This window comes from Rhizobium sp. SRDI969 (genome assembly GCF_025152725.1).
GTDB lineage: Bacteria > Pseudomonadota > Alphaproteobacteria > Rhizobiales > Rhizobiaceae > Rhizobium > Rhizobium leguminosarum_I.
Genome location: NZ_CP104037.1, coordinates 67,810 through 91,430, shown reverse-complemented (window position 1 = coordinate 91,430; position 23,621 = coordinate 67,810). Strand labels below are relative to the sequence as shown.

The window sequence follows — 23,621 nt, the reverse complement described above, 5'->3', positions numbered from 1 at the left end:
CGGAACCGACTTCAAGTACGATCGCCTAACCGCCGGATCGTATTCACTGATGAAACCCCTGTATAGAGCGTCACCTGTCGGTCAAATCCTGGACGGCGAATGCGATTCCAACCGCATGATTCACGGCCGCCGCAAGAACGGACATGTGGGTCTCGCCGGCATAAAGCTCGAATTCCGTACGCACTCCGTCTGCAGTGCCGTCTAATCGCTCCGCCATCTCCCGCGCCAGGAGGACGGTCCGCTCCGTCTTCCTCTTCTCCAGACGCGCAGGGGCATCCTCGTTTCCGTACTGGAAGGGCGCCAGCTCATCGCCTTCGTATTCTCCGGCGGACAAATGCAGAAAGGGTGAATTCCTCGGCGCCTCTTGACGTTGCGCCTCGTTCTTGAGGATTTCGCTGTTCTCCCAATAGATGGTGGGGCTGGCCGCAATCCAATTGGCAAACAGAGCTGGACGCTCGAACAGGTCATAGAGAGTAAAGAGGCCGCCGAAGGAATGTCCGAAAAGCGATCGGCGTCTCGGATCCAGGATCACCCTCTCTGCAATCCGCGGGATAAGCTCGTTCTCGATGAAATCCAGCAGCTTGCCGGTCCCTCCGATGACCACCGGCGGACCGCCCTCAACGAACGGCGGATAGGATTTGACCGGCGGAGGCCCCAGGTCCCAAGACCGGCGGAGCGGATCATAGGGCTCGTCGGACGGGTAGCCGATCGCCGCGATCACCCCCCAACCGACATTCGTCCGCGTCGGATAAGGTGCCTGCGTGACCAAGCTGGCGACCGCGAAGGGGAAAGTGGCGTTGCCGTCCGTCAGAACGAGAAGCGGCCATCCTCCCATTGGCGGTCTCTGCGCCGGAATGGAAAGGAATATGCGATAGGGCTCGCCGCCCGCAGCAGGAGCCAGATCGAAAAAACACGTTCCGGGCATCGAATAGACGCTAGTATGATTAATCATGAGAAAGTTTTCTGATGCTTGGATAGGAGGATCGGAGAAGGGAAATTGATGTTGGTGCAGTTCAACAGTGGGTTTCGAAGGTACCAAGGTTGGTGCAACGCTTGCTGATATCCAGACTTCCGCGAAAGCGCTTTATGGCAATCTCGGTCCGGACGTTTACGGAGGCTGATCTAACCTGGTTCCAGGCATGATTTGAAGACCCGGAGCTATCGAGCTGCCGGTCTCGTTCTTCGATCGCTGGCCGTGCTATTCAACGCGCGGGTGTGACATTCCAACTTTGCAGAAACAAGACACGTCAACTTTGCGGCCATGCGCGAAGGATAGAGCGGAACTTAAGTCTTTGTAATAACATAGATGTATCTAGTTCCATAACATGCGTTACGCCGCAAATTTGTGTAGCCGGCATTCTATTTCCAACTGCGGCATGCCAATGTTTACAATGTTTCGCCTTGGTGATCTTGCGTGTCGCTTTGCTATACCCTTGGCGCTTGCCGAAAACCTGCTCCTCTCAGGAACTCCCCAGGCGCTGACTTGTTTTACATTCTGCGCCACCCAGAAGTTTGCCCAAGGTGCAACCGGCGACAGTGGAGCTGATCCATGGATAAGACGCGCATCCGAGATCGCATGGTGGAGCACCACGTTACGCGTCGTGGCATTCGCGATCCGAGCGTGACCGAAGCGATGCGCACGGTGCCGCGCGAAAAATTCGTTCCTCCAGGCTCCGAGGAATGCGCCTATGAGGATGCGCCGCTGCCGATCGGCGAAGGCCAGACAATTTCGCAGCCGTTCATCGTCGCTCTGATGCTCGAAAAGGCCAATCTGGATGCCGGCGACACAGTGCTCGAGGTCGGAACGGGCTCCGGCTACGCTTCAGCCCTCCTGAGCCGGATAGCAAGGCATGTCTATTCCATCGAGCGCCATGAAGGGCTGGCGCTTCAAGCCAAGGAACGGTTCGAGAAGCTGGGATACCGCAACATTGACGTTCGCGTCGGCGACGGCAGCAAAGGCTGGGTGGAAGCCGCTCCGTTCGATGCCATTATTGTTTCTGCGAGCGCGCCCGAGGTGCCAACCGCCTTGAAAGAACAGTTGGGCTTCGGAGGGCGGCTGATCATCCCGGTCGGCCGCGGTGAAGGGCAGCGCCTGAAACGGCTCACGCGCACCGGGGATACCACGTTCGAAGAAGAAGATCTCGGCGGGGTGATCTTCGTTCCCTTGATCGGCGAAGACGCCTGGACCGCTACCCATCCGATGTACACGGCGACGGCCCCCTGCTTGCCCGGAACAGTTGCCTCCGAGCCAAGTTCTCCGCAAGACGCACAGGGAGGGGCATGGGAAAGATACACAAGTTGCCCGCGTTGCCGGAAAGTGTGCTCGATCATAGTGAATTTCAGCAAAAATTCTGGGCTGTTCAACGTATTTCCTGGATGGTTTTCACGCTTCTTCTAGTGACCTGCTTGCTGGGCTTGCTTGAAAGAGGCGGTCCGTTTTCACGGCAATCACTCATACTGCCCGAAGGATCCGGGGATTTTCCCGTCATCTCCCGATGGAATGCTCCCGAGGACATGACGGTGACCTTCGCACCGTCATCCGAAGACAGGGTCTTCACGATCAATGCCGCCTTTCTTCAAGGCTTTTCGGTCCAGGGCATCGATCCGCCTCAAAAGGCGACCTTCGCGCGCGATGGCCGGATAGGCTATGTGTTTCCTGCCGACCCGCCAGAACCGAGCGTTGCGGAGATAAAATTTGCCATCCTCGAAGTGAGCGGCAACATCAGCATCATCAAGAAGCAGAAATCCGGCTGACAATTGCCAGCGAAGGAGCATCCCGCGGTATGGCACGAACTCCCTGGCAATTTCGAGCTGCCAGCTGTGGGACGCGCTTCAGAAGGATAGGTCGAGCACCCTGCCCTCGAACAAGCGGTCCCGGGAGCCTTCGAGATGCGCCTTCATCAGTCTCTGTGCATCGTCAGGCCGGCCATCGGCGATCGCCTTGTAGATGGCATTATGCTCTTCGTAGACCTGTTCCAGCCCTTGGCGGGGGCCAAGCAAAGAGAGGCCATGGAGATGCATGCCAACGGCGATATGGGCCTTCAGCGCGTCGATCGAGGCCGTGTAATAATGATTGTTGGCAGCCTCCGTGACCGCGCGGTGGAAGAGGAAATCGGCGTCGGTGCGGTGAAGCTGATGGCTGGTCGCTTCGCGCAGGTCCGCAAGCGCGCTGGCGATCTTCTGGATCGCCTGCTCATTGCGGCGCTTGGCGGCGAAATAGGCGGCGGCCGGCTCGATCGTCAGGCGGAATTCGTAGCAGCGCTGGATGTCGGCGATCGTCTTCACCGGCGAATAGGCAAGCTGCGTCGTCGGCGATCCATGTGCGCTGACGAAGGTGCCGGCGCCCTGCCGGGCATAGACCATGCCTTGATCGCGCAGGCGCGCCAGCGCATCACGGACGATCGGCCGCGACACACCCAGCATCGAGGCAAGCTCATGCTCGCCGGGAAGGCGGGAATCCGGCGGATAATTTCCGCCGCGGATACGCTCGAGCAACTGGTCGAAGACGCGATCGACCAGCTTGACGGCCTTGCCGCGTTCGGGCTTGCCCGGTGGGCCGGCTTCCGCGTTCAAAGATTCGCCATTCACTTCAGCCACGTCATTCTCCCCGGCGGTATCTTACTATGCCGCCCGATTCCAAAGAACCAGTCTTAACAAACTATCGGGATTGCCGAAGCCCCCCGACTTCACGGCGCACCGAAAATGCCGCCCGTCGGCTGCCGTGACATCGAACCACGGCACGCCGGCTTCTATTTCGCCCTGGGGCGCCAGAACTCTGACCCCGAGCGCCTGGAAAACGGCAAGCGCCGTATCGCCGCCGCCGACCATCAGCATATCAGGCCCCGTGTCGTCGATGACCGTTCTGACGCCTGCCGCAAAACGGCGAGCGACCAGTGCCGCATCGGCCGCCATATCGCCAGTGCAACGCAGCAGCGCCGGCAGCGCTATGCCCTCTCCGACTTCGACCTGCCCCTTCGGCGCGTCCACGACCATGCGTAGGACACCCGAGGCTTGGAGCCGGTCCATCTGGATAGCAGTAATCGGGTCGCGCGAGCCAAAGGCGAACAGGGTGCGCCGGGTCGCCGCAAATTCCGGCAGCGGCTGCCGCCCCATTTCGCCGAGCTGGCGGGCAAGCGCGGCCCCGAGGCCCCTTGCGCCGACAGCAAGTGTCGTCAGCCAGTCATGCCCCTCCGCGATCTGGTCGAGATCGCCATCGTCCTCGGCATCGGCAATCACGACGCCGTCCGCGCTGATTTCGAACAGCTCAGCGATCGGTAGCGGCTGGTTGATGCCGCGGCCGACGACACACCCTCGGTAGGTCAACCGCTCCTGATCGGGAATGGCGGGCGCTACTAGCATGGTCTTCAGATCGAATGCCTTCGCCAGCGCCAGGCTCTCGGCCGCGACATTGCCCTTGAGCCGGGAATCGATCTTCTTCATGATGACCGCCGGCTTCTCGCGACGAAACACCGCTGCCGCCGACCGTACTCTTTCGGCGGCTTCGCGCTCATCCAGCGCGCGGGAGGCGGTGTTGATGACGACAACGTCACAGCCGGTGGCGATCGCATCCTCTGCGGCCTCGACATCGACGGCGACCGCAACCGAAAGCCCGGCTTCGACGAAGGGCGTGCCGGTATCGAGCGCGCCCGTCAGATCATCGGCAATAATGGCCGCCTTCAGCGTCATGCGGTCTGTCCGGTGTTGACGGCGTGGCAGGCGACGAGATGGCCGGGCTTTGCCTCCTTCCACGCGGGAATGACCTTGCTGCAGACGTCCATGGCGATCGGGCAACGCGTGTGGAAACGGCAGCCCGACGGCGGGTTCAGCGGGCTCGGCACATCACCCTGCAGGATCTGGCGCTGGCGCGTGCGCTCATGCTCCGGATCGGTTTCCGGGACGGCCGACAGCAACGCCCTGGTATAGGGGTGCAGCGGATTGTCGAAGAGTTCCTCGCGGGTGGCAAGTTCGGCGAGCCGCCCGAGATACATGACGCCGACGCGGGTGCTGATATGGCGCACGACTGCGAGATCATGGGCGATGAACAGATAGGTCAGCCCGTATTTTTCCTGCAGATCGAGCAGCAGGTTGATGATCTGCGCCTGGATCGACACGTCGAGCGCCGAGATCGCCTCGTCACAGACGATAAATTTCGGCTGGCAGGCGAGCGCGCGGGCAATGACGACGCGCTGTCGCTGGCCGCCGGAAAGCTCATGCGGGTAACGCTGGGCAAATCGCTTGGGCAGGCCGACATCGGTGAGCAGCGTTGCCACCCTGTCCTTCAGCTCGGCCTTGGTGCAGAGCCTATGAAAAAGGATGGGTTCGCCGATCGCCTCACCCACCGTCATGCGCGGATTGAGCGTCGAATACGGATCCTGGAAGACGATCTGCAGGTCCCGGCGGAAGGGCCGCATCTGTTTTTCATCGAGCGTCGCGAGGTCCTGGCCCTTGTAGACGACCTTGCCGCTGGTCGCCTTGTAGAGGTTGAGGATGGTGAAACCTGTCGTCGACTTGCCGCAGCCGGATTCGCCGACGAGGCTCAGCGTCTCGCCTTCCATGATGTCGAGGTTGACATTGTCGAGCGCATAGACGGTCGCCGAGCGTTCGCCGAAGGCGCCGAGCTTGACGTGGAAATGCTTGACCAGGTTTTCGATCTTGAGCAGCGGTTGAGCACCCATCATGCGGCCTCCTGCATTCTCTGGACGACGAAACAGGCGGCGCGGTGATTGGCGCTGCCGCTCAACGGTTCGAGCTGCGGCACCTTCTCATGACAGATCGTTTCGGCAAGCGGGCAGCGCGGCGCAAACGGGCAGCCCTTCGGCCGGCGGCCAGGCTCCGGCGGCGTACCGCCGATCGAGCTCAGCCGGCTTGCCGGCGGGTCCGAGAGCTTCGGGATCGATGACAGCAGGCCGCGCGTATAGGGATGGCTCGGGCGGGCATAGAGCTCGTCGACCGGCGCATCTTCGACCACCGTGCCGGCATAAAGCACGGCGACGCGATCGACGAGGCCGGCGATCAGCGCCAGGTCATGGGTGATCCAGACGACCGACATGCCAAGTTTGGCCCTGAGATCCTTCACCAGATCGACGATCTGGGCCTGGATGGTGACGTCGAGCGCCGTCGTCGGCTCATCGGCGATGAGGAGCTTCGGATTGCAGGCAAGGCCGATCGCGATCATCACACGCTGGCGCATGCCGCCGGAAAGTTCGTGCGGATAGGCCTGCAGACGCTCTTCCGGACCGGGAATGCCGACGAGACGCAAGAGTTCGACGGCGCGGGTGCGCGCTTCGGCCTTGCGCATCTTGCGGTGATAGATCAGCGGCTCGCAGATCTGGTCGCCGACGCGCATGACCGGATTGAGCGAGGTCATCGGATCCTGAAAGACGAAGCCGATATCGCCGCCGCGTACCTTGCGCAGCTCGCGATTTGACATCGTCTGCAGGTCGTGGCCATCGAATATCGCCGATCCCCTGGTGACTTTGATCTTGTTCGGCAACAGCCGCATCAGGCTCAGCATGGTCAGGCTCTTGCCGCAGCCGGATTCGCCGACCACGCCAAGGGTCTCGCCCCTGTCGACATGCAGATCGATGCCATCGACGACCACGGCCGGGCCATTGCGGCCGGCGATCTCGACGGTGAGGTTCCTGACATCGAGCAGGCGGTCGGTGCTTTTCGTATCCATCATTTGTTGCCCCGCGGATTGAGCGCGTCGTTAAGGCCATCGCCGAGGAAGCTGAAGGCAACCGAAGCAAGGCCGAGCACGGCCGCCGGAGCGGCGAGAAGGTGGGGATAATGCTGCCAGACACGCAGGCCGTCGGAGATCATGTTGCCCCAGCTCGGTGTCGGCGGATTGACCCCGACGCCGAGGAAGCTGAAGGCGCTTTCCAGCACCATCGCCGTGCCGAGGCCGGCGCTGACCGAGACGATCAAAGGGCCCAGCGCATTCGGAATGACATAACGCTTGATGATGATCCAGTTCGACAGGCCGAGCGCTTGGGCCGCGGTGATATAGGGCCGGCTGCGGATCGACAGCACCTGGGCGCGGACGAGACGGGCGTAAGGCGGCCAGGAGATCAGCGCCATCGAGCCGAAGACGAGGATGAAATCCACCCACATGGTTTCGCGGTAGAAGGGATTGAGGGTCGCGAGGTAACGCGCCTCCATCCATTTGCTGATCGGCGATTTCAGCGAGGCGTTGATGACGACGACGAGCAACAGGTTGGGAACCGACATCGTCACGTCGGTCAGCCACATGATGACGCGATCGAACGGATTGCCGAAGAAACCGGCGACTGCCCCGAGCACCAGGCCGATCAGCACGGCGAAGACGGTGACGATGACGGCGACGAGGAAAGCGGTGCGCGTGCCGAAAACCACCCGGCTGAAGACGTCGCGGCCGAGATCATCGGTTCCGAAGAGGTGGCTCATCGACGGCAGGACGTTGCGGGCGTTGAGATCCTGGCTCAGATAATCATAAGGCGTGAGGTAAGGCCCGAAGATCGCCGTGAAGGCGAGGATCACGACAATAACGAGGCCGAAGATGGCAAGCCGGTTGCGCTTCAGCCGATACCAGGCGTCGCGCCACAGACTGACCGGTTCTTCGACGGTTTCGATGGTGGAAAGAGGGATGGCGGACATGGTCAGCGGCTCCTTCTTGAATCGTTGGCGCGCGGATCGAGCAGCGGATAGAGCACATCCACCAGGAGGTTCGAGACCATCACCAGGAACGATCCGATCAGCGTGATCGCCAGAATGACGGGATAATCGGAATTGATCAGCGCCTGCACCGTCAACCGGCCGAGGCCCGGCAGGCCGAAGACGAGTTCGACGAAGATCGCGCCGTTGACGATGGTGATCATGATCAGGCCGAGCTGCGTGACGACAGGCGTCAGCACCGGCCGCAGGATATGGCGCAGCGCCACGATGATTTCGGGTACGCCCTTGGCGCGAGCGGTGCGGACGAAATCCTCGGACAGTACCTCGATGACGGCGGCGCGCGTCTGACGCACGATCAGCGCGATCGGCTGGAAGGAAAGGACGAGCAGCGGCAGCAGGATACGGACATCGAGGATGCCGCCCCAGCCATAGGGCACGCTCGCACCCGGCAGCAGCACGATCAGGCCGACCATCAGCAGCGGACCGGCGACATAGGCCGGGATCGCCCAGAGGAAGAGTGCGGAGCCCAGAATGGCATAGTCGATGCGCGAATTCTGGTTGAGCGCGGCGATCATGCCGAGCGGGATCGCAACGACGGCGGTCAGGATGATGGAACAGAGCGCAAGCTGGAAGGAGACGGGGGCTGCGGCCGAGACCATCGCCCAGACGGAGCGGCCCGAGGTCAGCGAATTGCCGAACTGGCCGTGCAGCAGGTTCCAGATGTAAAGGCCGAACTGGATGATGAAGGGTTTGTTGAGGCCGGCACTTTCGCGAATGGCTTCGATGCGCTGCGGATTATAGGCGACGTCGCCCGGCGCGCGCAGGAAGATCAGCTTGATCGGATCGCCGGCGCCATAGAAGGCCAGCGCGTAAACCGCCAGCATCACCACCAGAACGGACGGAATCCAGATGGCAAATCGGGTTAGCACGTAGCGCAGCAAGGCCACCTCCCACCTGTTGTTCGATGCGTTCCCGCTTTTGGCTGCGATCGCATCTCTTCTTCTTGAAACTTGCGCGAAGGCCTTGCGGCCTTCGCGCGGGTTATTGCCGATTGGAACGATTTCCGCCGGATCAACCGATGGAAATGTTCCAGGGTTCGACGACCTGCCAGTCAAGGTTCTTTTCCAGGCCCTTGACGTCCTTGGTAGCCCAGCGCGACATCGCCTGAGAATACCATGGAATGAAAGCCCAATCCTCGCGGAACGCCTTCTGGGCTGCCTGAGCGAGAGCGATACGCTGCGGATCGTCCGCAGCCTTGGTCGTGGCTTCGGCCAGAGCGCTGTCGACCTTGTCGTTCTTGTATCCGCCAAGCTTGTTTTGCGCATTCGACGAGGTCGAGGCGATGCTGCCCGCCAGATAGGATACGGCATCCGGTACACGCGTGCCGACGTCGTCGCGAAAGATTTGGATCGAATTCTGATCCGGACCCGCATAGGCGTCCTGCTGCGGCTTCATGTCGACGGCCGTGATGCCGAGATTCTGGCGCCACTGCTCGGCGATGAACTGGGCGGCAGCCTGAATGGCCGGCCCCGAGATGCCGACGAATAGGATCTTCGGCAAGCGCTCCGGGCCGCCATAGGTCGATTCCGCAAGCAGCTTCTTGGCAGCCGCCGGATCGTAAGGGTATGGCTCGAAGCCGGAATTCTCCGCACCTGGGACCGAGTTGAGAATCTGATCGGCCTTCTTGTGCGGCCCGTCGGGGTAGGACGCCTTGAACAGGCCATCGCGATCGACCGCCATGATCAGTGCCTGGCGGACCTTCGGATCGTCCATCGGCGCACGGGAGATGTTGAACCAGAAGTGCTGGCTGGTCGGGATCAGCGGGCCGGCGGAAAATTCCGGGCCGAGATCCTGGATGATGGTCGAGGTGATCAGTTCGGTATGAGCGTTGAACTCGCCCGACTTGATCAGCGACGTCGCGGAGACATTGTCCTCGATCGAGGTGATGTCGATGCGCGCAAGCTTCGGCTTCGGTCCGAAGAAGTTTTCATTCGGCTCGAACGTGATCTTGCCTGCGTCGATGTCGATGCTGGTGAGTTTGAACGGACCCGAAAAGACCGGCTTGCTGTCAGGCTTGTACCAGTCGATAATCTCCTCGCCGTCGCTGCCGCGCGACTGCGATGCCTTGGTGATCGGCGCGATGTGGTTTGCCAGGCGCATGAAGAAGATCGGATCGGCGGCTGCCAGCGTCACGACGACCGTTCCATCGTCGGGCGTCGCGACACCCGTCAACTCGTTGCCGGAGCCGGAGGCGATTTCGGCATAACCCTTGACCTTGCTCAGCACCTGGTCGGCGCGCTGGCTCTTGGTGTTCGGCATCGAGGCGACTTCCCACGATCCCTTGACGTCCGCCGAGGTGATCTTGCTGCCGTCGGAGAAGACGGCTTTGGGGTCGATCTTGAAGGTCCAGACTGTGTTGTCAGCCGATTCCCAGCTGGTGAAGACGTAAGGTTTGATATTGCCTTTGCTGTCGAAATACATCGGCGATGCCCACCAGATCGAATTCCAGCGGAACGTCCTGCCGCCGCCGCGCAGCGGCGACCAGTCCTGGTCGAAGGCCGGATGCGCGACCTTCAGGACCTGGCCTTCATCGGCCATGACGATGCGGGCATTCATCCCGAATACGGTGAGGCCGACGCCGGCTGCAAGGCCGAGCTTCAGCGCGTTGCGACGTGATATATTGGTTTTATCCGATTGATCAGACATGGCATTCCTCCCAGAGTGAATTCGGCAGCGCTCTCCCTGCACCTGCCAGGCGCAGCACAATCCGTTCCGTATCGTTCTCTCGTTATTGTAAATATGTCAACAAAAAATCTCTATTTTCGTCCAATCAAAATTTTATCATAAAAATATCCAAATGATAACAGATAGATAGGTTTTAGCAGCTGCATCGCCGCGTTTTGTCTTCTTGACAAAAGCGCGGCGATGGAAAAGTTCTTGCTCTCCATGGCGACAAACGAATGACATCGAATGCGCAGCCGGGCGTTCGAACACGGATCCCCGGACAGGACGCGCCGAGGAGGGCAAAATGAGCCATCACAGGATTACAGGCGTATTCAGCGCGTCCGCAACGCCGCTGACTGCAGACAATTCACCCGATCTCGCACTATTCACCGATCATTGCCGACAGCTGCTGGCCGAGGGATGCCATGGCGTGGCGCTGCTTGGCACGACGGGCGAGGCCAATTCGTTCTCCGGAGCCGAGCGCCGCGCCATTCTGGAAGCAGCACTCGAGGCTGGTATTCCCGCCGACAGGCTTTTGCCGGGCACCGGCGTTGTGGCCATTCCCGAGACCGTGGAATTGACTCGGCACGCGCTGTCGCTTGGCGTCACCAAGGTGGTGATGCTGCCACCCTTCTACTACAAGGGCGTCTCCGACGATGGTCTCTTCGCCGCCTATTCGCAGGTGCTGGAAAAAGTCGCCGACACCCGCTTGCAGGTCATCCTCTATCATATTCCGCAGGTTTCAGGCGTTCCGCTATCCATTCCGCTGATCGGGCGGCTGATTGCGGCCTTCCCGGAAACGGTCGTCGGCATCAAGGAATCTGCCGGAGATTTCAACAACATGCAGGCGATCATCGCCGCCCATCCAGGCTTCTCGGTGCTGGCGGGCGCCGACCCGCTGCTGCTGCCGTTGCTGAAGGCGGGCGGTGCTGGCTGCATCACGGCCACCTCCAATCTCGTCGCGAATTCGCTCCGCACCGTCTACGACCATGTCCATGACGAGGCGCGCGCCGCAGATGTCGAGGCGGCACAGGCCCGGATCAACGCCTATCGCACGCTTTCCAATTCCTACGTCCAGATCCCCACAATCAAGGCGATGGTGGGACTGAAGACCGGCAATCCCGCCTGGAAGCGCACGCGCGCACCGTTGATGCCGCTCGGCGATGCCGACTATGCCGCACTCGCCGAAAGCTACGCCAAGCTGCCTTGAGGAGATCCGTCATGAGTTTTACCGGCCTGCCTTCGGAAGCCGTTCCGGCCCTGATGACCGGGGTCATCGCCCCTCACCCCACGGTCGAGGGTCGTGCGGATGCCTATCTGCCCTCCCCCTGCATCCAGAACCATGCCGCAAATCTCGCCTTTCTGCGGGACGGCACGCTGACCTGCGTCTGGTTCGGTGGCACGATGGAGGGCATGGGTGATATCTCGATTTACATGTCGCGGCTGGCTCCGGGCTCCGAGCGCTGGTCGGTGCCGGAAAAGATGAGCGACGATCCGGAGAAATCCGAACAGAACCCGTTGATTTTCAAGGCTCCGGACGGAAAAATATGGCTGCTCTATACCTCGCAGACCTCGGGCAATCAGGACGGCTCGGTTGTCAAATGCCGGATTTCAGGTGATGGCGGCCAGACCTTCGGCCCGGTTCGTATCCTCTGCGACAGCCCCGGCACATTCATTCGCCAGCAGATCGTCGTCAACGGCAAAGGCGACTGGCTGCTTCCGGTGTTCCGCTGCGTCGGCCTGAATGGCCAGCGCTGGAGCGGCGATGCCGATACGGCAGCCGTGCTGGTGTCGCGTGATGGCGGCGCCAGTTGGGAAATGCGCGATATTCCAGACAGTATCGGCGCGGTGCACATGAATATCTTGCCGCTTGGCGGCGACGAGATGATCGCCTTCTACCGCAACCGTTTCGCCGAAAACATCCTGTCCAGCCGATCATCCGACGGCGGCGAGACATGGAGCGCGCCCGAGCCTGCCGAATTGCCGAACAACAATTCCTCGATCCAGGCCACTGTCCTGAATGATGGAGCAATCGCAATGGTTTACAACCATTCGAATGCCGCCATGTCGGACGCGCGGCGCCAGTCTCTCTACGACGAAATAGAGAGTGGCGAGGCTGGAGAGACCGCCGTCGTTGCCGATACCAGCTCACGCAAGGCCGTCTGGGGTGTTCCGCGCGCGCCGCTGAGCCTTGCGATATCAAGGGATGGCGGCAAGAGCTTTCCGCATCGCATCGACCTCGATACCGGCGACGGCTTCTGTCTCAGCAACAATTCGAAGGATTCGCTGAACCGCGAATTCTCCTATCCCTCGATCATCCAGGGCAGCGACGGCACGCTCCATATCGCCTACACCTACTACCGACGCGCCATCAAATATGTGCGCCTCGCCCGGCAATTCCTGCCGTAAACAAAGCGGCAGCCGGAAAATTGTCGTCCTGCATCCGCTCGCATGCGCAAGCATGCGGGATGACAGCGGGTGTGGGGCTGGCTGACAGAAAATTGACAACAGGTTTGGGCAATTCACCGCCGCCGCAAAGTTGATGGCTAGTTGGTGTCTGACATGTCGTTTCATCACTACAGACTTAATAATACTTTGATATCTTTATCGATACGAGCGCGAAACGCCGCCTTAAAGCCCGCGGCCGAGCGCACATCCGATGATAAAAAATTCCGCTCGCTGGAATGTCGGCTTGACATTGATCTTACAACTTTACATTAAAGAGGGCGACGATAGTGCCGCAAGATCTTGCAGGGAGGACTGGTTCATGGCCAGCTTGGATTCGCCGATCACGATAGTTCGGCCGCATCTGATCGAATTCGGCGTCGGCACGGCGGGAAAGCTCGGCAAATGGGCTGATGAAAAGGGCTATCGGCGCACGCTCGTCATCTCCGATGCCTTCAACGCTTCACGCATCGACGTGCTGGAGCTGAAGGGCGAGGTAGCCGTCTTTGCCGGAGTGACGCCTGAACCGGATACGGCCAATCTCGAAAAGGTCCTGGCGGCGGCAAACGCCGCCGATGCCGAACTGATCGTCGGCTTCGGCGGCGGCAGCGCCATGGATCTGGCAAAACTCGCCGCAGTGCTTGCCGGTTCCGCCCAGACGCTGCGGGAGGTCGTCGGTCCGAACAAGGTGCATGGGCCGCGCAAGGTCGCGCTCGCCCAGGTGCCGACGACATCGGGCACCGGCAGCGAGGCCGGCATCCGCGCGCTGGTCACCGATCCGGCGACGATGGCAAAGCTTGCCGTCGAAAGCCTGCATATGCTGGCCGATATCGCCGTCATCGATCCTGCTTTGACCTTCAGTGTCCCGGCCCGCACGACGGCGGCAACCGGCGTCGATGCCATGGCCCATTGCGTCGAGGCCTTCACCAACCGCAAGGCCCATCCGATGGTCGACATCTATGCGATCGAGGGAACGCGGCTCGTCGGCAAATATCTCGCCCGCGCCGTCAGGGATGGCAATGACGCCGAGGCGCGTGCCGGCCTCTCGCTCGCCTCGCTTTACGGCGGATTCTGCCTCGGCCCGGTCAACACCGCCGGCGGCCATGCGCTCGCCTACCCCCTCGGAACGCGCTGGCATGTGGCCCATGGCGCGGCCAATGCGCTGATCTTTCCGCATGTTCTCGCCTTCAACACACCATCCGCGCCTGAGAAAACCAGGGCGGTGATGGAAGCGCTTGGGCGTGAAACCTCCGAAAACGTCACCTCCGTCTTCGATGCGGCTTACGCTTTCTGCGCCGAACTCGGCATCGAGATGAAGCTTTCCGGCCTCGGCGTGCCGGAAAGCGATCTCGACGCCATGGCCGAAGACGCCTTTGCCATTCGCCGTCTGCTCGATAACAATCCGCGCGATCTCACGCGCGCCGACATTCGCTCGATTTATGCGGCCGCCTTCTAGGCGACGGGTCTTTGGAAGGAACTCGATTGATGGACAGGAATGCGAAAGTCGCGGTAACGCTCGGCGATCCGGCCGGCGTCGGCCCCGAGGTGATCGTCAAGGCCTTGGCTGCCCTTCCAAGGGAGGAGCGCCGCGATTTCGTGATCGTCGGCAATGTCGAAGCGCTGGAGCGCGCCGACCGTGTCAGCGGCACCGGACTGCGGTTCGGGGCTGCCGATATAACCAGCGACGACAGGATCGCCGTCGACGAAGTCGCGCTCGGCGCGGCCCTCCCCGAAATCGGCAAGGTCAGCCCGGTCGCCGGCGATGCCTCGGTGCGCTACATCACCCGCGCCGTCGATCTCGCCATGTCTGGTCAAGCCGATGTCATCGTCACCGCGCCGATCAACAAGGAGGCGATGAACCTCGCCGGCCATCACCATGACGGCCATACCGGGCTGCTCGCGCATCTCACCGGCTCGAAGAGCTCCTTCATGCTGCTTGCCTCCGAGCGGCTGAACACCATCCACGTCTCCACCCATATCTCGCTGAAGGGTGCGATTGAGCGCGCCAAGACCGAGCGAGTGCTGGCGACTATCGAAGCCGGTCACCGGCACTTCCTGCGCCTCGGCAAAACAGCGCGTATCGCCGTCGCCGGCCTCAATCCCCATTGCGGCGAAAACGGCCTGTTTGGCACCGAGGACATGGAATTCCTGGCGCCCGCCGTTGAGCAGGCGCAGGCAAAGGGTATCGACGTCGTCGGGCCGATCTCGGCCGATACGGTGTTTGCCCGCGCCTATAACGGCGCCTTCGATCTGGTCATCGCCCAGTATCACGACCAGGGTCATATACCGATCAAACTCGTCGCCTTCGACACGGCTGTCAACGTCTCGCTCGGCCTGCCGATCGACCGCGTCTCGGTCGATCACGGCACGGCCTTTGACATTGCCGGCACCGGCAAAGCCAACCACGTCAACATGCTCTCAGCGATCGCCTATGCCCGGCTGATGGCCCGCTCGCCGCGGCAGACAGCGTGATCGCGGCTTCCAGTAAGACCGACAGGTGCCGATCACCAACACAACGATGTCGAACTTTGTTATGACACCTCATAGCAGAACCGGACTCTGTCGTTCAGGAACGTCCCGCCGTTGACGTACAAGCATTCCGCGCCTACATAGCTAGACAGTCTAGCTAGGAGCGGAATCGATGGAATGGCAACTGCAGGACGCCAAAAACCAATTTTCGAAGGTCGTGCAGAAGGCCCGACAAGAAGGGCCGCAGGTAGTGACCGTGCGTGGCGAGCGCACGGCCGTCGTTTTGTCCGCCCGCGACTATGACGCCTTGCGCGCCGGCAGGCCGACGCTCGTCGACGACCTGCTCGGCGGCCCCGCTTGGGACGATGAGTTCGCCGATGCGGTCGAAGCACGCAACAAAACTCCAAGCCGCGTCGTAGCCTTCTGATGTATCTGGTCGATACCAACATCGTCTCGGAGGCGCGACGCGGCACGCCGCAGGCGGTCTCGTGGCTGCGCTCCGCCGATCCGCTCACCATCCACCTGAGCGCGCTGACGCTTGGCGAGATCATGCGCGGCATTGCCCTCAAACAGAAATCGGATCCGAAGACCGCGGCGCATCTCACCGAGTGGCTACGCAAGCTGCGTTATGATCACGGCGACCGGATCCTGCCGGTGACCGACGAGATCGCCGTCGAATGGGGCCGTATCGCCGGCATCCGGCCGCGTGGCGATATCGACGGGCTGATCGCCGCAACCGCGATCGTTCATGATCTGATTGTCGTCACTCGCAATGTCGGCGATTTTGATGACACCGGCGCTGCGGTGATCAATCCATGGGAGACGGACGCCTGAGCAGTCGAAGCAGCGCTCACCGCAGAAACCCAGTCTTCTGATGTCCAAATCCCGTCCGCGTCGCAGCCTCCGGCATGCCCGCGCAATGCTTATATCTCGGAGCAGCTCTATTGCATGAGCCTCGTTCTACCGAACCTAAAACAGGAAGTTTCGCGCCAAATTCAACGAGTCGCGTAGCTATGGCGCGAAGGGTTTGCCGGTACGGGTTTTCCCCGGCCTTCGCTCGGTACGAGCTTGCTGCCCTTGACCTTGATACCCGGCCTTTCTAGGCATTGACACTTTACTAGAGTTAAGCATTCGTAAAATCACAGGCGAGCGAATTGCATACCATGTTAATAAAATGTCTTATGGCTGCATAGGCCTTAAGCCGATTAAATATTGATAGGTATATTCGGGGAATTTATGCCTTCTTTTAGCCTGCCTTGGGTCATCGGACCGGTTCCGATCGTAGCCACGATATGGTCGGCCTATGTGACTACCGCAGCTCTTGTCCGTCGAAGAGAAATGACTGGAGAGCGTTCTGTTGCCGCCTTTTTGTTTCCGTTAGGAATCATTGCTGCAAGTTCACTGATGTTTTTATTAAGTTACGATCTACGCATAGTGTTAATCGCGGGACAGTTCCTCACTGCGATATGTTTCATAGCAACATTTGTCCTTGAAAAGAAGCTTCGCGGCGACCCGACATTAATGATAATAAAGGAAATGACGCTATTATCAACTCTTTATTTTACCGTGATAATCTACTTTATGTTTTGTCTGATTACGTTTAACTTTCCTATTTTTAGCGCCTGCTCGATTACGAAGTGTTATGTTCGGCGGGAAGGCCCATAAATTCGTTGTATTGTACTTCGTAAATTTTGTGGGATCTTTGATATTGGTAGGAGCTATTTCAATTTTATTCCTAATTATCTCGAGAATGCAGACGAAGAATTAATCACGCAACGAACTCTGGAGGAATTAAATGGCTGACATTTCGGATTGGGAGATGTGGCAGACGGGTCGTGACCGGCGCCATGCCCGAACCGGATGCGCAGCAGCTAGAAGGCCAGCCGGCAAAGGAGCTGCAGAGCGTGATCCCGATCGGCAATGCCCAGCCTGTCCAAAACCTGGTCTTCCCGGTCACCATCAAGCCGGATGAGGCAGGCATCGATATCGATGGAACGCGCGTTGCGCTCTCGCCGGGCATGCCGTCACCGTCGAGGTCAAGGCCGGCATCCGGCGCATTCTCGAATATCTCCACTCTCCCCTGACTGAAATTGCATCCGAAGCGATGCAGGAGCGGTAGCCTAAAACCGCCACCCCCATCACATGCCGAACAAGCGACGATCCCAGAAGACCGGTTGGTGGAGGCTTACCGCGATCGAGGCGAATTCCGGATGGGCCGGATTGATCAATATGTTGCGGTCGACTCGGGCGACGACGCTTGGGACCAGCAGGATGGCGCTGCGTTTTTCCTGGCACCATTTTTCGCCGAAAGCCTTGCTGACAACAGCCGGCATGCTGTCCCAGCCGGGCAGCGCGGGCTCGGAGAAGACTTCGTAGCTTAGCCCACGCGGCAGGGTGATCGTGACATAGTGCTGGTTGGGCGGCAGCCGCCCGCTGCCATGGACGAGCTTTTCCAGCAGCGCCGTCGAATAGTGCTCGCTCGTATAGATGATCGGGCTGCCCGACATGTTCCACCGTCCCGGCGCGATGGTCGAGCCAGTGGCGTCGAAGATCGGATAGCTTCCGTTGGGATCTCCGATGCGGACGGATGTCAGTGTGCGGTCAAGAACCTGTGCGCTCACGCAGCGCTGCCGTATTTCAGGCTTCCGAGAATATCGAGCACGAGCTCACCGCCGATCTCGCTCTGGATGACCACGTCGATTGGCCGCCTGTCCTCCAGCATTGCATGCGGCCGAAACAGGAAATCACGTGCCTCGGTCTCGGTCTGCCAGACATCGAGCGCCGATCCCCAGACGCGCGCCAGACGGGCGAGCTTTATGCCCTCGTCGGAGGAGAGCCGATGCTTGGTCTTGCGCCGCTCATAGGTGGCCTTTGGAACGAGCCTATATTTGAACTGGGTATCATCAGGCGCCAGAAGCAGCGCCATGCGATCAAGCGCCTTGACTGGCAAGCCTTCCTCAATGCTGGAGAGCAGGCCAAAGGCTGAGCGCGATGCGGGTTCCCTGGCGGGCAATCCGAGAACGTCGGCGATGACTGCAAATCCCATCATGGCAAAGCTCCTTCCCACTTGAGGCTATATTTAGTCTCAAGTGAGCCAATCTTCAAGAGCGCCATTCGGCTTATCTTCGATAGGTTGCCGTGCACGCCGGAGACCACTATCTTTTCCAAAGGCACACGAACAACGAAGGAGGTTGCCTATGTCACCGCGGGACGCCTGATCCAGCAATATCAACAGTTCTGCCTTTCCAAAGGCATCGATTTCATACGCATCCAATCCGTACGGCCGCATGATGATACCACGCTCTTCTGCAGCGCTGGAATGCAGCAGTACAAGCCCCTCTTCTCCGATCCCTCCCATAGTGGAACCGTCGCAAACAGCCAGGCTTGCCTGCGCATGGGCGACCTCGACGAGATCGGCGACGGAACCCATCTTCTCCATTTCACCATGCTCGGCCTTTTCTCCTTCAGGGAAATGACCGTCGGCAACGCCATCGATTTCTGGCTCGAATTTCTGGGAACGCTGGGGCTCGTGCCGGATCATGTAACGATCCATCCGGATCGCCTGGTGGAATGGACGCCGCTCTATGGTGGGCGCGTGCCCATCATGCCGGATCCGGAATGCATGTGGAGCGATGGCAGCATCAGCGGATACTGCACCGAGTTTTACAAGGATGGCGTCGAGATCGGAAACATCGTCAATCCGCTCGGAACCTGCATCGACGTCGGCTTCGGCGCAGAACGGCTCGACATGATCGTCAACGGCACGCCGCAAGACGATGCGCTTGGGACACTGTGCGAGACGGTCATGACAATCGTGGAAAGCGGCTACCGGCCGAGTAATAAGGAGCAGGGATATGTCTTGCGAAAACTGCTCCGTCGCATCCACAAGATGGGCGGCACGCTCGATCACCCCTTCTTCAAGGAAGAGGTCGAGCGCCAGAAGCGGCTGCGCGCCAAATATCTGCGTCTGCGTGAACGCCATTCCGAGATGAGTCCCGACTGGTGGTTCGACACCCATGGCATCGATCTCTTCGACATCAGTGAGAGCATGGAGGAGTAGCAACGGACAAGGCTTCCCGCAGATAACACCGGGAGGCCTTGTCATATTCTGGAAAGCGTCAGCGTTGCGGCGCCCGCATTGAACGCTTTCAGCTCTGCCCCGGCTGCAGCCGACGGAAAATCCGCTCGATCTGGGCAACAGCGGCAAAAAAGACGATGCCGGAGAAAGAGGCGAGCACGACGGCGGCAAAAAGCCTTTCCGCCTGATAGTTGAATGTCGACTGGATGATGACAGCGCCCAGCCCCTGGTTCGAACCGATCCACTCCCCGACGATCGCGCCGATCACACAGGTGGTTGCCGAAATGCGCAGCGACGCAAAAAGCAAGGGGGCAGACCGTGGGGCGCGCAGGCGCCAGAACGTCTCCCACCCGCTCGCCGAAAGCACATGCATCAGGTCAAGCTCGCTCGCAGTAGCCAGATTGAGGCCCCGGGCGGTATTCACCAGGGTTGGGAAGAAGCAGATCAGCGCGGCAATGATTACCTTCGGCAGCATGCCGAGGCCGAAGATGAGGATGATGATCGGCGCGAGCGCCAGCACGGGAATGGTGTTGAAGAGCAGGACAACGGGAAAATAGGCGGCCTGGAAGCGCGGATTATAGACAAAGGCAATTGCAATGATCACGGCGAGACTGTTGCCCAGGAGGAAGCCGAGGCCCGCCTCACCCCATGTCGGGATCGCATTCGACAGAAGGAAGCGCCATTCCGTTCCGAGCGTGCGCAGGATCGCCAGCGGTGTTGGAACAATATAGGCCGGAATACCGAGCGCTGGCACCAGCCATTGCCAGGCGAAAAGCAGCGAGAGGGCGCCGATCACAGGAAGGCCGATTGCCTCGGCGAATGACAACGGACGATGCATCATGCAGCCGAACTCCCCTGCTGCAGCAATTGGCGCAGATGGGCGGCGGTCTCCTGGACATCGAGGCTCTCGCGCCGACAGAGCCCACGCTCGTCTTTCAGCGGTGCAAGGTCGATCAGCGCCTGAACGCGGCCCGGATTGGCCGCCAGGACCAGCACGCGTCCGCCGAGATAGATCGCCTCGACGACGCTGTGGGTGACAAACAGGATGGTCGTGCCGGTCCGCCGCCAGACGTCCAGAAGCTCGTCGTTCAGTCGTTCACGGGTGATCTCGTCGAGCGCACCGAAGGGTTCGTCCATGAGCAGGATATCCGGCTCGCATTGAAGCGCGCGCGCTATGGCGACGCGTTGGCGCTGGCCCCCGGACAATTGATGCGGATAGCGATCGGCCAGATGCGACAGGCCGACCAGTTCGATCCAGTGGTCGGGCCGCGGATCGACCGATCGCGAGACGCTCTTCTTCCCCACCTGCAGCGGCAGCGCGACATTCTCCCTCACAGTCCGCCACGGCAGCAGCGTTGCGTCCTGAAAGACGAAGGCGACCTCGCGCCGCCGGCGCGCCTCCGACGCTGTCCTGCCGAGCACCGACAGCCGCCCGTCAAGCGGCGGAAGAAGTTCCGCCACCGCACGCAGCAAGGTCGACTTGCCGCAGCCGGAAGGGCCGAGAATGGTCAGAAACTCGCCCCTGCCGACGCTGAGGTCGACGCCGGACAGAATGCGGGTCGTCTCGGCGGTGCCAGCATACCCGACAGCCAGATCCTTGGTTTCGATGGCCGCTGCTTCAGGCAAATTCGCTCTCACGCAATCTTCGGGCGCTCACCCGCCGTCATGTCGAGTATCTCAGTCGTATAGCAGTCCTCCAGCTTCGGAGCGCCGCTCTTGAACTGACCGATCTTGTCGTAAACGGAAATCTGCTCGCCAAGGGCGGCCGGATCAAAGCTGCCCCAACCATCCTTGCCGGTCGCTGCGTCGAAGCTCAGTGACAATATGCGCGGCACCGTCTTCAGCTCCACGGCAAGGTCGAGCTGCGGATAGGCCTCCACCGTCAATTTGACCGCCTCTTCAGGATGTTCATGCGTCCAGGCCCAGCCCTTGGCGACGGCACGCAGCACCTTTGCCAGCGTCTCGGCATGGCCGCTCACGGCATCGTCGGTGGCGAAATAGACATTGGCATAGGAGGGCAGGCCCGTGTCCTTCATCATCAGATCGATGCGGTCGGGGCCGATGATGGAAAGGGCCTGTGTGTTGGTGATCCATCCGGTCACGGCATCGACCTGGCCGGTCATCAGCGGCGTCATGTCGAAGCCGATATTGGTGATAGTCAGGCTGGCAGGATCGATATTGTTCTTCAGCAGGATGGCATCGAGCACATAACGGGCCGTCGGCTGGATGCCGATGCGCTTGCCGATCATGTCTTTGACGGTGCGGATCGGCGCCTTCGGCAGCGAATAGAAGGCGAAAGGCGCCATGCGGAAACCGCAGGCGAAGATCTTGATCGGCACGCCGGATGACCTGGCCAGAAGAAGCTGTGCCGAATCCGAGAATTGGCCGAGTTGCGCATCACCCGTGATCACGGGCGGCACCGTTGCCGAATTGGGACCGCCGGGGGAAAACTCGACGTCGAGACCCTCGGCCTGGAACAGGCCCTGCTTGACTGCGACGATATCGCCGATCTGTCCGTTGCTCATCAGCCAGTCATATTTGATGACGACCTTGGATGCGGCGGCTTTGGAGTGACGCGGCACGAACACGCTGATCCCTGCCGTCGCTGCAGCAAGGGCAAAGGCTCCGCCCTTCAGGACGGTACGCCTGCCGACCACGATTTGCTTGTCATCCCCGTTCATTTGCTTGCCTTTCCCATTGTTGGATTGTTGGACGACCGGCCGATTGCGCTTCGCTATTGCGGGCCGATGTCACCGATCGGGCCACCTGCGGACCACGCATAGATTTCCCAGAGATTGTCGTCAGGATCGGAGAAATAGACGCATCGCGCGTTCCAGACATAGTCCTGCGGCGGCGCGTGGAAGAGCACGCCCGCAGCTTTGAGCTCCGCATAGGCAGCATCGACCTGCTCTGGCGAGGCGAGCTCGATGGCCGCGCAGGCCTTGTGCGCACCTGGAGGGGCACGGCGGCTTGAGACACCGGTATTCTCGGCAATATGCTCGATCTCCCAGAGCGCCAGCGTCACGCCCGCCCCTTTGAAATCGGCAAAGCCGGGAGCACGGCGGCGTGGTTTGAAGCCAAGACGCTCGACATAGAAAGCCGATGCTTTGTCGATATCCTCGACCAGGAAGCAAATGTCGGTAATCGGATTGGTTTGGGCAAAAGCGGTCATATGGGCCTCCTGATGGGAAAAGCCTCGCAGACCGCAGCCTCAAGAGATTTCAAATTCGTGCGGTTGTCTTTCGCAAAGCTGCTGATCTGTCATCGGCAAGAGCCGTCTCAAAGACGGACCGAACGCTGGTATTCCTTCGGGGTCGCCCCCATCAGACGGCGAAAGACGCTGGAGAAATGCGCCTGGCTGGAAAAGCCTGTGGCATAAGCGATGTTTGCGAGCGTCTCCTTGCTATCGGCGAGGTAAAGTCGCGCCCGCTCGATCCTGCGTTCGAGAACGAAGCGATGCGGCGCCATGCCGGCTGCCCGTTTGAATTCCCGGCTGAAGTGAAAGGGGCTCATATGGGCCACCCCGGCCAGCTCCTCGACACTCAGATCGGATTTGCCAAGCAGGTTCTCGATGTAATCGATCACACGCCGGAGATTGTCCGATGTCAGCGGACGATCGCCGGCTTCAGGTTTGGCGCCCAGCAGTTTTACGACGCAACAGGCGAGCGCCATCCCCAGATGCTGCATCAAAAGCGGGTCGTCGCACCCGGTCTTCTCGGCGGCAAATGCAAGGGAAAGCGCGACCTGCAGCGTTGTCGGATCAGTCGTCGCGCTGAGCGCGTCACTATCCCAATGCTCGGGATCGAAGCGAGAGCCGCCTATGCCGCTGTAGAGCGCAGGTGACTGGAAGATCGAGATATAATCCGCTGCATCGCCATCGACTTCGAGGACCGTGGCGGCCGGTTGAAATCCCAGGGTGAACGGCGGCCTCTCAACTTTGCGGAACGCCCCGCTTCCAAGCCGATAGGCATATTTGCCGTGCGCCGTGCGGTTGATCGAAATTCTATGAAGGGAGCCCCTCGAAACCATTTGCCCCGCGGCGCTGCGATAGGTCTCAACGATCATGTCGCGTTGAACGAAGGCCTTGTAGCCTCCGAGGGATGGCCGGCTTATTGAGAAAATCTGCGGGTCGATATCGGGCATTGTTTCATTCTCCCTGGCAGCAGAGAGGCAAGTTGCGCGCCAAGTGGAGCCAAGCGTTGCGCTAGATATCAACGTCGCAGCCCAAAACCCAACGGTACCCATTAAATCG

Annotated in this window: 24 protein-coding genes and 1 pseudogene; 10 read left to right on the top strand and 15 right to left on the bottom strand. The window is 60.3% G+C overall.

From position 1 onward, the window contains the following. Nucleotides 1-70: 70 nt before the first annotated feature. Nucleotides 71-952 (bottom strand): alpha/beta hydrolase, encoded by an 882-nt coding sequence (locus N2A41_RS27585; RefSeq protein ID WP_260111821.1) that lies wholly within the window; start codon nt 950-952, stop codon nt 71-73. Between the two features lie 597 nt (nt 953-1,549). Between N2A41_RS27585 and N2A41_RS27580 the strand changes: the two genes are divergently transcribed. Beyond that, nucleotides 1,550-2,398, top strand: coding sequence for a protein-L-isoaspartate(D-aspartate) O-methyltransferase (locus N2A41_RS27580; RefSeq protein ID WP_246726632.1), 849 nt, complete (start codon nt 1,550-1,552; stop codon nt 2,396-2,398). Next, nucleotides 2,281-2,754, top strand: a complete 474-nt coding sequence (locus N2A41_RS27575) for a DUF421 domain-containing protein (RefSeq protein ID WP_260111686.1) — start codon at nt 2,281-2,283, stop codon at nt 2,752-2,754. Before N2A41_RS27580 ends, N2A41_RS27575 begins: the two co-directional genes overlap by 118 nt. Nucleotides 2,755-2,832: 78 nt before the next feature. Here the strand turns inward: N2A41_RS27575 and N2A41_RS27570 are convergent, their stop codons facing one another. From N2A41_RS27570 to N2A41_RS27540, 7 genes are all read right to left on the bottom strand, one after another. Then, entirely contained in the window at nt 2,833-3,597 is a 765-nt protein-coding gene (locus N2A41_RS27570; protein ID WP_003549481.1) for a FadR/GntR family transcriptional regulator, read from the bottom strand. Between the two features lie 24 nt (nt 3,598-3,621). Beyond that, nucleotides 3,622-4,686 carry a four-carbon acid sugar kinase family protein gene (locus tag N2A41_RS27565; protein WP_260111685.1) on the bottom strand — a complete coding sequence of 355 codons (1,065 nt, stop codon included), beginning with the start codon at nt 4,684-4,686 and terminating at the stop codon, nt 3,622-3,624. Continuing rightward, nucleotides 4,683-5,675 (bottom strand): ABC transporter ATP-binding protein, encoded by a 993-nt coding sequence (locus tag N2A41_RS27560; RefSeq protein ID WP_222385988.1) that lies wholly within the window; start codon nt 5,673-5,675, stop codon nt 4,683-4,685. Before N2A41_RS27560 ends, N2A41_RS27565 begins: the two co-directional genes overlap by 4 nt. Then, nucleotides 5,675-6,682: an ABC transporter ATP-binding protein gene (locus N2A41_RS27555; RefSeq protein ID WP_260111683.1), complete on the bottom strand. Its 1,008-nt coding sequence runs from the start codon at nt 6,680-6,682 to the stop codon at nt 5,675-5,677. The genes N2A41_RS27560 and N2A41_RS27555 overlap by 1 nt, the downstream gene beginning before the upstream one ends. Beyond that, nucleotides 6,679-7,635 (bottom strand): ABC transporter permease, encoded by a 957-nt coding sequence (locus N2A41_RS27550; RefSeq protein WP_260111682.1) that lies wholly within the window; start codon nt 7,633-7,635, stop codon nt 6,679-6,681. The genes N2A41_RS27555 and N2A41_RS27550 overlap by 4 nt, the downstream gene beginning before the upstream one ends. A gap of 2 nt (nt 7,636-7,637) precedes the next feature. After that, complete coding sequence (locus N2A41_RS27545; protein WP_026154671.1) at nt 7,638-8,594, bottom strand: ABC transporter permease; 957 nt, start codon at nt 8,592-8,594, stop codon at nt 7,638-7,640. Nucleotides 8,595-8,724: 130 nt separating this feature from the next. Next, the gene (locus tag N2A41_RS27540; protein ID WP_017969145.1) at nt 8,725-10,359 is read right to left on the bottom strand and encodes an ABC transporter substrate-binding protein; all 1,635 of its coding nucleotides are present in this window, start codon (nt 10,357-10,359) and stop codon (nt 8,725-8,727) included. Nucleotides 10,360-10,681: 322 nt separating this feature from the next. Between N2A41_RS27540 and N2A41_RS27535 the strand changes: the two genes are divergently transcribed. The 7 genes and pseudogenes from N2A41_RS27535 to N2A41_RS27505 all read left to right on the top strand — a co-directional run. After that, nucleotides 10,682-11,587, top strand: coding sequence for a dihydrodipicolinate synthase family protein (locus N2A41_RS27535; RefSeq protein WP_260111681.1), 906 nt, complete (start codon nt 10,682-10,684; stop codon nt 11,585-11,587). 11 nt (nt 11,588-11,598) lie between these two features. Beyond that, nucleotides 11,599-12,786, top strand: coding sequence for a sialidase family protein (locus N2A41_RS27530; RefSeq protein WP_260111680.1), 1,188 nt, complete (start codon nt 11,599-11,601; stop codon nt 12,784-12,786). A gap of 358 nt (nt 12,787-13,144) precedes the next feature. Next, nucleotides 13,145-14,278, top strand: coding sequence for an iron-containing alcohol dehydrogenase (locus N2A41_RS27525; RefSeq protein WP_260111679.1), 1,134 nt, complete (start codon nt 13,145-13,147; stop codon nt 14,276-14,278). 29 nt (nt 14,279-14,307) lie between these two features. Then, the gene (gene pdxA, locus N2A41_RS27520; protein ID WP_260111678.1) at nt 14,308-15,294 is read left to right on the top strand and encodes a 4-hydroxythreonine-4-phosphate dehydrogenase PdxA; all 987 of its coding nucleotides are present in this window, start codon (nt 14,308-14,310) and stop codon (nt 15,292-15,294) included. A 169-nt stretch (nt 15,295-15,463) separates the two neighbouring features. Then, nucleotides 15,464-15,718 (top strand): type II toxin-antitoxin system Phd/YefM family antitoxin, encoded by a 255-nt coding sequence (locus N2A41_RS27515; RefSeq protein WP_260111677.1) that lies wholly within the window; start codon nt 15,464-15,466, stop codon nt 15,716-15,718. Further along, nucleotides 15,718-16,125, top strand: a complete 408-nt coding sequence (locus tag N2A41_RS27510; RefSeq protein WP_260111676.1) for a type II toxin-antitoxin system VapC family toxin — start codon at nt 15,718-15,720, stop codon at nt 16,123-16,125. Before N2A41_RS27515 ends, N2A41_RS27510 begins: the two co-directional genes overlap by 1 nt. A gap of 995 nt (nt 16,126-17,120) precedes the next feature. Beyond that, nucleotides 17,121-17,410 (top strand): annotated as a pseudogene (locus N2A41_RS27505) (HlyD family type I secretion periplasmic adaptor subunit); the annotation flags it as partial. A 19-nt stretch (nt 17,411-17,429) separates the two neighbouring features. Here the strand turns inward: N2A41_RS27505 and N2A41_RS27500 are convergent. Together N2A41_RS27500 and N2A41_RS27495 are read right to left on the bottom strand one after the other, a co-directional pair. Continuing rightward, a complete protein-coding gene (locus N2A41_RS27500) occupies nt 17,430-17,912 on the bottom strand; it encodes an RES family NAD+ phosphorylase (protein WP_170280657.1) in 483 nt (160 codons plus the stop codon). Next, nucleotides 17,909-18,340 carry an antitoxin Xre-like helix-turn-helix domain-containing protein gene (locus N2A41_RS27495; RefSeq protein ID WP_170280656.1) on the bottom strand — a complete coding sequence of 144 codons (432 nt, stop codon included), beginning with the start codon at nt 18,338-18,340 and terminating at the stop codon, nt 17,909-17,911. Before N2A41_RS27495 ends, N2A41_RS27500 begins: the two co-directional genes overlap by 4 nt. Before the next feature lie 84 nt (nt 18,341-18,424). On the opposite strand from N2A41_RS27495, the gene N2A41_RS27490 reads away from it, so the two are divergent. Next, nucleotides 18,425-19,351 carry an alanine--tRNA ligase-related protein gene (locus tag N2A41_RS27490; protein WP_260111675.1) on the top strand — a complete coding sequence of 309 codons (927 nt, stop codon included), beginning with the start codon at nt 18,425-18,427 and terminating at the stop codon, nt 19,349-19,351. Nucleotides 19,352-19,439: 88 nt separating this feature from the next. Here N2A41_RS27490 and N2A41_RS27485 read toward each other — a convergent pair whose 3' ends face one another. The 5 genes from N2A41_RS27485 to N2A41_RS27465 all read right to left on the bottom strand — a co-directional run bounded on the left by N2A41_RS27485 (nt 19,440) and on the right by N2A41_RS27465 (nt 23,512). Beyond that, nucleotides 19,440-20,210: an ABC transporter permease gene (locus tag N2A41_RS27485; protein ID WP_260111674.1), complete on the bottom strand. Its 771-nt coding sequence runs from the start codon at nt 20,208-20,210 to the stop codon at nt 19,440-19,442. Further along, complete coding sequence (locus tag N2A41_RS27480; RefSeq protein WP_260111673.1) at nt 20,207-20,995, bottom strand: ABC transporter ATP-binding protein; 789 nt, start codon at nt 20,993-20,995, stop codon at nt 20,207-20,209. The genes N2A41_RS27485 and N2A41_RS27480 overlap by 4 nt, the downstream gene beginning before the upstream one ends. A gap of 8 nt (nt 20,996-21,003) precedes the next feature. Then, entirely contained in the window at nt 21,004-22,050 is a 1,047-nt protein-coding gene (locus N2A41_RS27475) for an ABC transporter substrate-binding protein (protein WP_260111672.1), read from the bottom strand. Between the two features lie 53 nt (nt 22,051-22,103). After that, nucleotides 22,104-22,541, bottom strand: a complete 438-nt coding sequence (locus N2A41_RS27470; protein WP_260111671.1) for a VOC family protein — start codon at nt 22,539-22,541, stop codon at nt 22,104-22,106. A gap of 107 nt (nt 22,542-22,648) precedes the next feature. Next, on the bottom strand, nt 22,649-23,512 hold the full coding sequence (locus N2A41_RS27465) for a helix-turn-helix transcriptional regulator (protein ID WP_260111670.1): 864 nt from the start codon (nt 23,510-23,512) through the stop codon (nt 22,649-22,651). Nucleotides 23,513-23,621 lie beyond the last annotated feature (109 nt).

Excerpts from the sequence above, each read along its gene's own strand:
- N2A41_RS27525 (WP_260111679.1), top strand. The coding sequence starts at position 13,145 with ATGGCCAGCTTGGATTCGCCGATCACGATAGTTCGGCCGCATCTGATC.
- N2A41_RS27485 (WP_260111674.1), bottom strand. The coding sequence starts at position 20,210 with ATGATGCATCGTCCGTTGTCATTCGCCGAGGCAATCGGCCTTCCTGTG.
- N2A41_RS27530 (WP_260111680.1), top strand. The coding sequence starts at position 11,599 with ATGAGTTTTACCGGCCTGCCTTCGGAAGCCGTTCCGGCCCTGATGACC.
- N2A41_RS27540 (WP_017969145.1), bottom strand. The coding sequence starts at position 10,359 with ATGTCTGATCAATCGGATAAAACCAATATATCACGTCGCAACGCGCTG.
- N2A41_RS27555 (WP_260111683.1), bottom strand. The coding sequence starts at position 6,682 with ATGATGGATACGAAAAGCACCGACCGCCTGCTCGATGTCAGGAACCTC.
- N2A41_RS27510 (WP_260111676.1), top strand. The coding sequence starts at position 15,718 with ATGTATCTGGTCGATACCAACATCGTCTCGGAGGCGCGACGCGGCACG.
- N2A41_RS27565 (WP_260111685.1), bottom strand. The coding sequence starts at position 4,686 with ATGACGCTGAAGGCGGCCATTATTGCCGATGATCTGACGGGCGCGCTC.
- N2A41_RS27475 (WP_260111672.1), bottom strand. The coding sequence starts at position 22,050 with ATGAACGGGGATGACAAGCAAATCGTGGTCGGCAGGCGTACCGTCCTG.
- N2A41_RS27585 (WP_260111821.1), bottom strand. The coding sequence starts at position 952 with ATGATTAATCATACTAGCGTCTATTCGATGCCCGGAACGTGTTTTTTC.
- pdxA (WP_260111678.1), top strand. The coding sequence starts at position 14,308 with ATGGACAGGAATGCGAAAGTCGCGGTAACGCTCGGCGATCCGGCCGGC.
- N2A41_RS27470 (WP_260111671.1), bottom strand. The coding sequence starts at position 22,541 with ATGACCGCTTTTGCCCAAACCAATCCGATTACCGACATTTGCTTCCTG.
- N2A41_RS27560 (WP_222385988.1), bottom strand. The coding sequence starts at position 5,675 with ATGGGTGCTCAACCGCTGCTCAAGATCGAAAACCTGGTCAAGCATTTC.
- N2A41_RS27515 (WP_260111677.1), top strand. The coding sequence starts at position 15,464 with ATGGAATGGCAACTGCAGGACGCCAAAAACCAATTTTCGAAGGTCGTG.
- N2A41_RS27465 (WP_260111670.1), bottom strand. The coding sequence starts at position 23,512 with ATGCCCGATATCGACCCGCAGATTTTCTCAATAAGCCGGCCATCCCTC.
- N2A41_RS27575 (WP_260111686.1), top strand. The coding sequence starts at position 2,281 with ATGGGAAAGATACACAAGTTGCCCGCGTTGCCGGAAAGTGTGCTCGAT.
- N2A41_RS27495 (WP_170280656.1), bottom strand. The coding sequence starts at position 18,340 with ATGATGGGATTTGCAGTCATCGCCGACGTTCTCGGATTGCCCGCCAGG.
- N2A41_RS27580 (WP_246726632.1), top strand. The coding sequence starts at position 1,550 with ATGGATAAGACGCGCATCCGAGATCGCATGGTGGAGCACCACGTTACG.
- N2A41_RS27550 (WP_260111682.1), bottom strand. The coding sequence starts at position 7,635 with ATGTCCGCCATCCCTCTTTCCACCATCGAAACCGTCGAAGAACCGGTC.
- N2A41_RS27535 (WP_260111681.1), top strand. The coding sequence starts at position 10,682 with ATGAGCCATCACAGGATTACAGGCGTATTCAGCGCGTCCGCAACGCCG.